Annotated in this window: 7 protein-coding genes; 5 read left to right on the top strand and 2 right to left on the bottom strand. The window is 73.0% G+C overall.

Features of this window, described 5'->3' with window-relative positions:
- The first annotated feature begins 200 nt into the window (after nt 1–200).
- From ACFW3L_RS23595 to ACFW3L_RS23580, 4 genes are all read left to right on the top strand, one after another.
- Nucleotides 201–770, top strand: a complete 570-nt coding sequence (locus ACFW3L_RS23595) for a DUF1707 domain-containing protein (RefSeq protein WP_378745548.1) — start codon at nt 201–203, stop codon at nt 768–770.
- A gap of 145 nt (nt 771–915) precedes the next feature.
- Nucleotides 916–2,307 (top strand): class II fumarate hydratase, encoded by a 1,392-nt coding sequence (locus tag ACFW3L_RS23590; protein WP_378745528.1) that lies wholly within the window; start codon nt 916–918, stop codon nt 2,305–2,307.
- A gap of 181 nt (nt 2,308–2,488) precedes the next feature.
- Entirely contained in the window at nt 2,489–4,276 is a 1,788-nt protein-coding gene (locus ACFW3L_RS23585) for a serine/threonine-protein kinase (protein ID WP_378745523.1), read from the top strand.
- A 105-nt stretch (nt 4,277–4,381) separates the two neighbouring features.
- Nucleotides 4,382–5,158, top strand: coding sequence for a tyrosine-protein phosphatase (locus ACFW3L_RS23580; protein WP_378745512.1), 777 nt, complete (start codon nt 4,382–4,384; stop codon nt 5,156–5,158).
- Nucleotides 5,159–5,245: 87 nt separating this feature from the next.
- Here ACFW3L_RS23580 and ACFW3L_RS23575 read toward each other — a convergent pair whose 3' ends face one another.
- Nucleotides 5,246–5,896, bottom strand: coding sequence for a transglycosylase SLT domain-containing protein (locus tag ACFW3L_RS23575; protein ID WP_378745504.1), 651 nt, complete (start codon nt 5,894–5,896; stop codon nt 5,246–5,248).
- A 59-nt stretch (nt 5,897–5,955) separates the two neighbouring features.
- Nucleotides 5,956–6,657, bottom strand: a complete 702-nt coding sequence (locus tag ACFW3L_RS23570; RefSeq protein WP_378745542.1) for a lytic transglycosylase domain-containing protein — start codon at nt 6,655–6,657, stop codon at nt 5,956–5,958.
- 434 nt (nt 6,658–7,091) lie between these two features.
- Here ACFW3L_RS23570 and ACFW3L_RS23565 point away from each other — a divergent pair, with 434 nt between their 5' ends.
- On the top strand, nt 7,092–11,123 hold the full coding sequence (locus ACFW3L_RS23565; RefSeq protein WP_378745495.1) for a DUF2157 domain-containing protein: 4,032 nt from the start codon (nt 7,092–7,094) through the stop codon (nt 11,121–11,123).
- Nucleotides 11,124–11,161 lie beyond the last annotated feature (38 nt).

The raw sequence follows: 11,161 nt of genomic DNA, 5'->3' as shown, positions 1-11,161 counted from the left end.
GCCGGGGGGCGTAGCGGGGGGCCCCCAATCTCGCCCCCCCCCCCGCCGCGGCGCGGGATCAAACGCCTCTCATCCGGGGCGCCCCTTCCCCGGGGGGGGGGCGGGCCCCCCCCCCCCCCACCGCCGCCGCCGTCGCGACCGTCGCGGGGCCCCGCTCGCCTAGGCTCGGAGGGGTGAGTGAGGATGTGTCCCCCGCCCGGATGAGGGCCTCCGACAGTGACCGTGAACGCGTCGGCGCGGTCCTGCGCTCCGCCGTGACCGACGGCCGGATCGACATGGAGGAGTTCGAGGAGCGCCTCGAACGAGCGGAGACGGCCAGGACCCTGGGGGAACTGCCGGAGCTCACCGCCGACCTGCTGCCCGCCGAGGAGCAGCCGCTCCAGCTCGACCCGGAGCCCATGGTCAGCTGGTTCACCACCCTCCGGCGGCGGGGACGCTGGGTGGCGGTCCCCGGCGAACAGGCCGGCGCGGTGTGCGGGCGCGCGGAGATCGACATGCGCGAGGCGCTGCTCACACACAACCACCACCGCATGACGGTCAGCGCGTTCCTCGGCCGGGTCGTGATCGACGTCCCCGAGGGCGTGGAGGTCCGGCTCGGCGGGTGGTCCTTCCTCGGCAGACGCAGCACCAACGCCCGCCGCGGCGCGGCGTCCCGTCCGCCCGTCCTGGAGATCGACGGCTTCTGCCTGTTCGGGACGGTGCGGGTCCGCGCGCCCAGACGCCGACTCCGCCTCGTCCGACGCCGGGCCCGCCGCCAGCTCGGCGGATGACCGACGGCGGTCGGCGCCAAGGTGGTGACCTGCGCCGATGTCAACATGACACGTACAACACCGGGAACCCAGGGTGAGGTGCGTTGTGTCCTCCTGCGTCTGGCAGGCTTGAGGTCACAGGTTTTCCCAGGAGAGATGGGTTGCAATGAGTGAGTTCCGTATCGAGCACGACTCGATGGGTGAGGTCCAGGTCCCGGCCAAGGCCAAGTGGCGGGCCCAGACCCAGCGTGCCGTCGAGAACTTCCCGATCTCGGGCCAGGGGCTGGAGAACGCCCACATCGCCGCGCTCGGCGAGATCAAGGCCGCGGCCGCCAAGGTCAACGCCGAGCTCGGCGTGATCTCCGACGACCTCGGCAAGGCCGTCCGTGAGGCCGCCCTGGAGGTGGCCGACGGCAAGTGGAACGACGAGTTCCCGATCGACGTCTTCCAGACCGGTTCGGGCACCTCCAGCAACATGAACACCAACGAGGTCGTGGCCACCGTCGCCAAGGAGCGCACCGGCCTCGACGTTCACCCGAACGACCACGTGAACGCCTCGCAGTCGTCCAACGACGTGTTCCCGTCCTCCATCCACATCGCCGCCACCTCGGCCGTGCAGAACGAGCTGATCCCGGCGCTGCGCCACCTGGAGGGTGAGCTCACCCGCAAGTCGGTCGAGTTCGCCTCGATCGTCAAGAGCGGCCGCACCCACCTGATGGACGCCACCCCGGTCACCCTGGGCCAGGAGTTCGCCGGGTTCGCCGCGCAGGTCCGCTACGGCGTGGAGCGCCTGGAGGCCGTCCTGCCGCGCGTGGCCGAGCTGCCCCTGGGCGGCACCGCCGTCGGTACCGGCATCAACACCCCGGAGGGCTTCTCCGCCCGGGTCATCGCGGAGATCGCCGCCAACACCGGCCTGCCGCTGACCGAGGCCCGCGACCACTTCGAGGCGCAGGGCGCCCGTGACGCCCTGGTCGAGCTCTCCGGCCAGCTGCGGACCATCGCGGTCGGCTACTGCAAGATCGCCAACGACATCCGCTGGATGGGCTCCGGCCCGACCACCGGCCTCTCCGAGATCTTCCTCCCGGACCTCCAGCCGGGTTCGTCGATCATGCCGGGCAAGGTCAACCCGGTCCTGTGCGAGGCCATGCTCCAGGTCTCCTCGCAGGTCGTCGGCAACGACGCCGCCGTGGCCTTCGGCGGCGCCTCCGGCAACTTCGAGCTCAACGTGCAGCTGCCGATGATCGCGCGCAACGTGCTGGAGTCCATCCGTCTGCTGGCCAACGTCTCCACGGTCTTCGCGGACCGTTGCGTGGCCGGGATCCGGGCCAACGAGGAGCAGTGCCGCGTGTACGCGGAGTCCTCCCCGTCGATCGTCACCCCGCTCAACCGGTACATCGGCTACGAGGAGGCCGCCAAGGTCGCCAAGCAGTCGCTGGCCGAGAAGAAGACCATCCGCGAGGTCGTGCTGGAGCGCGGCTACGTGCGCGACGGCAAGCTCACCGAGGAACAGCTCGACGCCGCCCTCGACGTCCTCAAGATGACCAACTCGCAGCAGTAGTCGTCGGCACGGGTCCACGGGACCTCCGGGGCACCTCGCGGAAGCGGGGTGCCCCCTCGTGCGTCACCGCACCGTTCCGATCCGGAACCGGCGGCCGAGCCGTCGGAACCTTCCCCCTACCGTGGACATCGGACCAGTAGTCCGAACTTCACGCACAGAGCCCGCTCCGAGAGGGCGACAGATGTCGAGTAACAGCCAGCCGACCATCGCGAACCGCTACGTCCTGCTCCGTGAGCTGGGCCGTGGCGGCATGGGGATCGTCTGGGAGGCGCACGACACGGCCCTGGACCGGGTCGTGGCGATCAAACAGGTGCTGCTCCCCGGCCACTTCACCGACGCCGAGCGCTCCGACGCGCACGCGCGGGTCCGCCGCGAGGCCCAGTCCGCCGCGCGGATCAACCACCCCACCGTCATCACCATCCACGACGTCTTCGAGTACGAGAACGACCCGTGGGTGGTCATGGAGCTGGTCGAGGGCGGTTCGCTCCAGGACCTGCTCGGCAACTCCGGCGCCCTGCCGCCGGAGGAGGTCGCCGACATCGCGGAGTCGCTGCTCAAGGCGGTGCGGGCGGCGGACGCGGCGGGTGTCCTGCACCGGGACATCAAGCCGGGCAACATCATGATGTCCGCCGACGGGCGGGTCATCCTCACCGACTTCGGGATCGCCACCATGGAGGGCGGTCCGGCCATCACACGGACCGGCGCGCTGATCGGTTCTCCGGAGTACATGCCGCCCGAGCGGCTGGAGGGCGGCCCGGCGGAGCACCGGGGCGACCTGTGGAGCATCGGCGTCACGCTGTACGCGGCCGTGGAGGGGAGCTCCCCGTTCCGCCGCGACTCCATCACCGCCGCGATCGCCGCGGTCATCTCCGCGCCGCTCCCTCCGATGACGCGGGCCGCGTGGCTGGAACCGGTGATCACCGGGCTGCTGGAGCGGGACCCCGACCGGCGACTCACGGTGGAACAGGCCCTGGACCTGCTGCGGCGGTGCCGTGACGGGGAGGGCCCGGCCCCGGCGGGGGCCGCCGGTGCGCCCGGTGCGGCGCTGGGTGCCGCCGCCATGAGCGGCCCGCAGACCCCCCACGCGGCCGCGCATCCCTCCGGCGGCTACTACGGGCAGGGTTCCTATCCCGGCCACGACCGGGCGCGGTACACGCAGGCGGTCGGCTCGGCCGGGTACGGCGGCCACGGCGTGGGCGGTCACAGCGGCCCCCAACCGGCTGCGGCGCACGGCGCGGGGGTCCCGGCCAAGGGCAGGCGCGGCTGTGGTCTGGGCGCCGCGCTGGCGGCGGGCACGCTGGTCCTGGCGGTGCTGCTGGTCGGCGGCCTCGTGGTGGCGCTGTCCATGCGCCCCTCAGGGCCTCCTGACGCGTCCCAGCCCGAGGTGTTCGAGCCCGGACGGGCGGAGAGCCGCGAACAGGTCGAGGACACTCCGGAGAGCGACATCCGGGTGGACGGCACTCCGCCCGAGTACGACGAGGACGCCCTCCAGACCTTCGACTCCGAGTGGTTCTCGATCGCCTACCCGGGCGGCTGGTCGCCCGACGACAGCAGGATCTCCGAGTCCATCGCCGTCTTCGTCGCTCCGGGCATGGAGCACGAGGTCGTGGTGGAGGGCTGGGAGGAGACCGAGTTCACCGGCACCGCCGAGCAGTTCCTCGCCCAGACCAGCGGCGGCACCGACATCGAGGAGGCCACCAGCGGCTACGCGCAGCACGACTCCGAGAACTTCGACCGGGACGACTTCGAGGGCGGTCTGGCGGGGCTGGACGTCGCCATGGTCGAGGCCGACCTGGTCAACACCAACTGGGGTCAGCAGGAGCGTCGGCTCTGGGCGTACGCGGTGGTCATGGAGCAGGGCGACCACCGGGTGTTCTACCTGGTGAGCGTGAACGTGCCCCTGGCGGAGGCGGACGACTTCGACGACGTCCACGAGGACGTGATCGAGACCTTCACCCCGCACAAGTAGGTCCGCACGGCGGCCACCGCCGCGCACGGGAACGGCCCCGCGCAGGGGTGCGCGGGGCCGTTCCCGTGCGCGGGCGTGCCTCGGGCGGGATGGCACCCTGGGCCCATGAGCGACGACAGACGGATCACCTGGGAAGGGTTCTTCAACACCCGGGACCTCGGCGGCCTCCCCACCCGCCACGGCCGCACCACCCGTCACGGAGCCTTCGTCAGATCCGCTGACCTGCGCTTCGTCACCGCCGAGGGTTGGCGGGCCGCCCACGACGCCGGTGTCCGCACCGTCGTGGACCTGCGCAACCCGGACGAGATCCGACCGTTCCGGGGTGAGGGCGCGACCAGGGCGGGAGGGTCCGCCTCCTTCACGGCGCCCACGGACGCGACCCCTCCCCCACCGGAGACGCGACGCGTCGAGGTACCCATGGACGACGTGGAGGACGTCGTGTTCTGGCGGGAGGTGAACCACGGAGGGCTGAACGGGAGCCCCCTCTACTTCCGGCCCTTCCTCGACCGCAAGGCGGACCGGTGCGCGGCGGTGGTCACCGCGCTGGCCCGGTCCGGGCCCGGGGGCGTCCTCTTCCACTGCGGTGCCGGGCGTGACCGCACCGGTCTGGTCTCCCTGCTGCTGCTCTCCCTGGCGGAGGTCGAGCCCGAGGCGATCGCCGACGACTACGCGCTCTCCACCGACGCCCTCGGTCCGCTCTTCGCCGCCTTGGGCCAGGCCGACCAGGCTCCGGTGATCGCGTCACTGCTGGCCGCGCGCGGGCTCACACTCCGCGGCAGTGTCCTCGACGTCCTCGGGGACCTCGACGCACGGACCCTGCTTCTGGAGGCGGGGGTCGCCCGGACGGACCTCGACCGGGTTCGGGGGATGCTGCTGGACTGACGGGGCGCGGACAGGGGGACGGCCCCGCGCACGGGTGCGCGGGGCCGTCCTCGTTCGGGGGATTCGGGGGGCCGAACGGGTGCCGGATCAGTACCAGCCGACGGACTGGGAGTGCGCCCAGGCGTCGCAGGGGGTGCCGTAGCGGTCCTTGATGTAGCTCAGGCCCCACGAGATCTGGGTGGCGGGGTTGGTACGCCAGTCCGAGCCGTGGGAGGCCATCTTGTCGCCGGGGAGCGACTGCGGGATGCCGTAGGCGCCGGAGCTGGGGTTCTGCGCCTGGTAGTTCCAGTTGCTCTCCTTCTCCCACAGGGGCTCCAGGCAACTGTCGAACTGGTCGGCGCCCCAGCCCTCGGCGGCGACCATCTGGCGGGCGATGCCCTTGGGGTCGCCGGAGAAGACCGGCTCCTCGTCCGCTTCCTCCTCTTCCTCTTCCTCTTCCTCCTCGATGTCGCTGCCGCTGGCCTGGGTGGACTGCACCCCCTGGCCGTTGGCGGCGTCCCTCTGGCTCAGCGCTTGCTCGCGGAGCTCCAGGAGTTCGTCCTCTGTCAACTGTTCCGAGGCGGCGAAGAACTCGTCGCCCTCGGTCTCGGTGTCGGCCGCGGGTTCCTCGGACCTCGGCACGGCGGCGCTGGCCGCCACGTCCGGGTCCACACCGTCGTCCGCGAACGCGGAGACGGCGAACGTCGCACCGGCGACCAGGGTCGCCGCACCGACCGCCGCGGTACTACGCAGCGACATTCGGTTGAGTAGCACGATTGCCTTTCCCAAAAGGGGGGTTAATGGCAGGGAAAAACCTATTAATACCAGTTGTTGGCCTGCGAGTGGGACCAGGCGCCGCACGGGTTCCCGTAGCGGTCCTTGATGTAGCTCAGGCCCCACGAGATCTGGGTGGCGGGGTTGGTACGCCAGTCCGAGCCGTGGGAGGCCATCTTGTCGCCGGGGAGCGACTGCGGGATGCCGTAGGCCCCGGAGCTGGAGTTCTCCGCCGTGTGGTTCCAGTTGCTCTCCTTCTCCCACAGGGGTTCGAGGCAGCTGTGGAACTGGTCGGCGTCCCAGCCCTGGTCGAGGACCATCTGGAGCGCGATCTCCTTGGCGGAGCCCGCCGGGACCGGGGTGGCGGGTGCGGGATTTCCGGACGAACCGGAACCCGCGGAGGAACCGGGGTCGGGGGTCTCCTCCTCGGGTTCGGGCTCGGGCTCGGCGATCTCCGCGCCGGTGCCGCTGGCGGACTGGACGGCCCGCTCGGCCGCGGCCCGCACGTCGTCCCGACCCTGCTCGCGCTGGCTCTCGCGCTCGTCGTCGTCGACGGCGGGAGGGCTCGCGAAGAACTCCTCCTGCGGCGGCTCGGGCCGTTCCAGGGGGGTCGCCGCCGAAGCGGCCTGTCCGGGGTCGAGGTCGCCGGTCCGCGCGAAGGCCGAGACGGTGAACATGCCGCCCGCGACCAGTGCCGCGGCTCCGACCGCGCTCATCTGGCGCAGCGAGATCCGGTTGACTATCAAGATCGCCCTTTCACGTTGACGCACGCGTGTCCTGGAGTGGGATCTCGCGTGGTGTGGGTCGCCGCCGTGGGACCGCGTGGCCCGTCGTGTCCGCCGTGGAGGGGACGGAGTCGCCGTTCGACCGTCCACGGAGAGGGGCTCCCACACGGGAGGGGGTTCTCGGTGCAGCGCACTCAGCCTGCATCATCGTCACGGTGAAGTAACGCCAGTTTTACCGTGTCCTGACTCACATCACGGAATGTGCGGAGTTTGCGCGCCTCTGACCTGCAAGGGAACACAAAAAGTCAGGGCCGACTCGCTGCCCCCGGCCTGTGTCACTCGTCTCCGCCACAGCCCGGGGGAGACCGAGGTCACCGAGTACCCGGGGACCGTGCGCCGTCGACTGAGTACCCGTACGGATGCGCCGCGCCGGGTCCGCGAGGAGCATGGCCGGTATGAACGCCCATGGACTCCCCCAGCCAGCCTCCGGCGCGCCCCGTCACTGCCCCGACTGCGCCGTTCCCCTCGGCCCCTCCGGCCGGGCGTGCCCGCGCTGCGGGCTCAGCCTCGTCGGGCCTACGGCGCAGCGCCTGTGGTGGATCGACACGGAACTGGAGACGCTGCGCGGACGGGAGCGGGCGCTCTCCCAGGAACGCCCCCACGTCCTGGGCCGTCTTCGACGGGAGTCCGCGGAACCGGCCCACCGCGCGAGACCCGTGCCGGTTCCTCCAGCCCCCGCGTCGGTCGGGCCTCCCTCCGCCCGCCAGCCGTCCGCCCCGGGGCCCGCGCGGACCGCCGAGGTGAGCCAGCGTTCGGCCCAGAACGTCATCCTCGGCCTCGGCGGCCTCCTCATCGGCGTCGCCGCCCTGGTCTTCGCCATCTGGACCTGGAGCGACATGAGCACCGGCACCCGCGCCGGCGTGCTCGGTCTGACCACCCTGACCTTCGCCGGGCTGGCCCTGCCGCTGCACCGGCGCGGGCTGCGCGCCACCGCCGAGACCTTCGGATCAGTGGCGGCCGGGCTGCTCTGCGTCGACGCGCTCGCGCTCTGGCTGCTGAGCGACCAGATCAGCAACGGTCCGGGGTACACCGCCGCCGCGCTCGCGATCATGAGCGCGCTCCTGCTGCTCTACCCCGCGCTGGTGCCGCTCCGTTCGCCCCGCGTGCTGGCGGCACTGTTCGCGCAGCCGGTGCCGGTGCTGCTGGTGGTCTCGCTGCCCAGCGACGGCAACCCCGGCTGGCTGATGGTGGTGGTCGCCGCGACCGCGCTCGCCGACCTCGTGGCCGTACGGGTCCTCGGTGAGCCACGCCCCGGTGTCCCGGTCCGTACGCTGCGGGCCTCCGCCGTGACCCTGTGGGTCCTCACCCTGGCCGTGACCGTTGTGGCCGTCCTCGCGGCCGTCACCTACTCCTCCGGACACGACCCGCTGGGCTGGTGGTCGATGGCGACCGCCCTGCTCCTGGCCGGGGTCGTCGGTCTGCTGCTCGACCGCTGGCGCCTGGGCGCAACCAGCCCGGGGGGCTGGTCAGGGTTCGCGGTGGTCGGTCTGGGTGCCCTGGCCCTGGCTCCGCTCGTGGCCGGTCCACCGCACCTCCCGGTGCTGCCCCGCCTGACCACCCTGCCGTGGAGCCTCGAACCGTCCGCGATGACGCTTCCCGCGCTGGAACTGCTCCAACTGGAGCAGGCGAGCACCCTCCCCCCGCTGAACCTCGTCTACCTGGCCGGGATCCTGGTCGCCGCCGGACTGGCCGTGGGGGCGGTGTGGACGCTGCGCCGCTCCGCCCTGCCGGTCGTCCTCTCCCTCGTCGCCCCGGCCATCCTGCTGGCGCTCCCGCTGCTCTTCGGACTGCCCCAGGTCGTGGCGGTGGTGTGGGCTCTCCTGGCCGGTGGCGCCCTGGTGCTGGGCTCCGCGCTCCTGGGTCGGTGGACCGGCGCGGTCCCGGTGGTGAGCGGGACGCTCACGCTGGTCACCGGCCTGGTCTGGGCGCTGCCCGAGCGGTACACGACCCTGGCGGCCGTGCTGATGCTGGCCGCCACCGCACTGGTCTGCGCGATCGGGGCCCGCCGGTTCTCCGCCGACGGGACCCGGCACGAACCTGGCGGCCGGGCGGCGACGCTCTTCATGGGCGGCATCCTGCTGTGGGCCCTGGCCCTGGTGGTCGGTGTCGCCTTCCTGCTCGGGAACCGGGGCGCGGACGGCACGGTCCAGGCCCACTGGTGGCTGCTGACCGCCGCCGCCCTGCTCTCGGGAGCGACCGCCCTGACGCTGGGCCGGGTCCTGCCTCCGGCTCCGTCCGGGAGCGGCGGGGACGTGCGCTCCGACCCGCGTCGGCTGTTCGGCGTGGTGGGTCTGGCGCTGCTGCCCTCGGCCCCTCTGCTGGCGCTGCCCGGGAACGCCCCGGCACCGCCCCTGCTTCCCGCCACGGTGCCGTTGTCGGCCCCGTCCCACGCCCTGTGGGCTCCGGCGCACGTGGTGCTCGGGGTGCCCGCTCAGGCCGGTCTCCTCGCGACTCTGGGCGTGCTGGTGGCCGGTGCCCTGGTGGCGGGGCTGGTGGCCGTCATCGACCGGCACCGCTTCCCGGCCGGTGCCGCGCTGGTCGCGCCACCGACCCTGGTCCCGCTGCCGGTGCTGCTGGGGGCGCCCTTCCTCGTCGCGGTGGTGTGGACGGCGCTGGTCGGCGCGGCCCTGTTCCTCTGGACCCACCGGCTCCGGTCCTCGCTCGCCTGGCTTCCCGGGGTGAGCGGTCTGGCCACGATGCTCCTCGCGCTCGGCTGGGCGCTCCCTCAGCAGTACGCCGCGCTGGTCGTCCTGGTGCTGCTCGCCCTCACCGCGCTGGTCTCCGCGCGGCTGCGGCACCGCCTGGACCCCCGCGTACCGGGCTCCCCCGAACGGCTCGTGCACCGGCTGACCCTGACCGCGTGGGCCCTCGCCCTCACGACCGGCCTCGGTCTCCTCGTCGCCTTCGCCGTGGTGGGAGCCTCCGACCAGCCGTCCGCGTGGCTGCTGGCCGCCGCCACCCTCGTGCTGGGCGCGACCGCGCTGGTACTGGGCCGCACGGACCGCGAGCGGCGGGAGCGGCCGACGGGGCGGGAGCGGCCCCTCTCCCCGTTCTCCTTCGGTGTTGTGGGCGTGCTGCTGCTGGCGCTGGTCCCGTTGCTGGCGGGCCCGCGCGGGCTCCCGGCGCTGGCCCTGTTCTCCCGGTCCCACCCCGTCGGCGGGGCGCCGCTCTCCGCCCTGCTGGAGCCCGCCCACGTGTTCGTGGGCCTGTCCGGACCGGACGACGCCCGGGGCGCGCTCACCGTCGCCGTGGGGCTGCTCACGGCCGGGGCGCTGGCCCTGATCACGGTCCGCCTCGTGGACCGGACGCTGCTGGTCCCGGTCGGTGCTCTGGTGGCGCCCCTCACCCTGCTGCCGCTGCCGGTGGCGCTGGGCCTGCCCTTCCTGGTGGCCCTGCCGTGGACCCTCCTGGTCGGCGCCCTGCTGCTCGCCGGGTCCGCGCTGCTGCGCGAGGGCCGGGTCGCCTGGATCCCGTGGGCGAGCGGCCTGTTCTCGCTGGCTCTCGGGCTGAGCTGGGCGCTCTCGGAGCGCCACACCACCGTGGCGGTCCTGATGGCGTCGGCCGCGGTCCTGTCCGTGGTCACCGTGCTCGCCCGGACCAGGTTCGTGGCGATCGCCTCCACCTCGGTGGGCACGGCGGCCACCGGTGGTTTCGCCCTCGCGCTGCCGCTGGCCCTGGGCGCTCCGATCGAGTACGCGGTGCTCGCGCCGCTCGCCGTGGTCGCCGCCGTGGCGGCGGTCGCCCCGCGTCTGCGCGAACCACTGGTGACGGCGGCCGAGGTTCCCGCCACCGCGTGGGCCGGGGTCACCCTGCTGCTCTCCGTCCTGCACGGCGGGCGCCCGGAACTGGTGGCCACGGCCCTGGCGGTGGTCGGGGTGATCAGCCTGGCCAGCGCCGTCCGCCCGAACCGCCGGTGGTACGCGGGTGTCGGAGCCGTGCTGATGTTCCTGGCCCTGTGGACCGCCCTGGCCTCGTGGGAGGTCACCGTTCCGGAGGCCTACACGGTCCCGCCCGCGCTCGCCTTCCTGGTGATCGGCTGGGAGTGGTCGCGCCGGGCCACCGAGGTTCCGTCGAGCTGGCTGGCCTACGGCGGCGGGCTGGCACTGCTCCTCGGGCCGACCGTGTGGGAGGTCCTGACGGCGGACGCCATGGTCTGGCGGCTCCCGGCCGTACTGGTCGTGGGTCTGGCCGTCACCGTGTGGGGGCTGCGCGGGCGTCTGCTCGCGGCTTTGGTCCTGGGCGGCCTCGCGCTGCTCGTCACGTCGCTGCGGGCCTTCGGGCCGCCGCTGTGGGAGTGGGGCCAGCTGGCCCCCAACTGGCTGCCCTTCGCCGTGATCGGCGCGGCGCTGCTGCTCGTGGGCGCCCGCTACGAGGCCAGCCTCGCCCGCCTCAGGCGGGTCGGCCGGTACCTCTCCCGCCTTCGGTAGCGGCGCCGCACGGACGGGTGCGCCCGCCCCACGGGTCG

This window comes from Nocardiopsis sp. NPDC058789, from assembly GCF_042745575.1.
Lineage (GTDB): Bacteria > Actinomycetota > Actinomycetes > Streptosporangiales > Streptosporangiaceae > Nocardiopsis > Nocardiopsis eucommiae.
Note: the sequence above shows the minus strand (reverse complement) of the source record. Positions and strands in the feature narration are given on the sequence as shown.

What these genes read in the sequence shown, in the direction of transcription:
- ACFW3L_RS23575 (WP_378745504.1), bottom strand. Translation starts at nt 5,896, where the DNA reads ATGTCGCTGCGTAGTACCGCGGCGGTCGGTGCGGCGACCCTGGTCGCC.
- ACFW3L_RS23590 (WP_378745528.1), top strand. Translation starts at nt 916, where the DNA reads ATGAGTGAGTTCCGTATCGAGCACGACTCGATGGGTGAGGTCCAGGTC.
- ACFW3L_RS23565 (WP_378745495.1), top strand. Translation starts at nt 7,092, where the DNA reads ATGAACGCCCATGGACTCCCCCAGCCAGCCTCCGGCGCGCCCCGTCAC.
- ACFW3L_RS23595 (WP_378745548.1), top strand. Translation starts at nt 201, where the DNA reads ATGAGGGCCTCCGACAGTGACCGTGAACGCGTCGGCGCGGTCCTGCGC.
- ACFW3L_RS23580 (WP_378745512.1), top strand. Translation starts at nt 4,382, where the DNA reads ATGAGCGACGACAGACGGATCACCTGGGAAGGGTTCTTCAACACCCGG.
- ACFW3L_RS23585 (WP_378745523.1), top strand. Translation starts at nt 2,489, where the DNA reads ATGTCGAGTAACAGCCAGCCGACCATCGCGAACCGCTACGTCCTGCTC.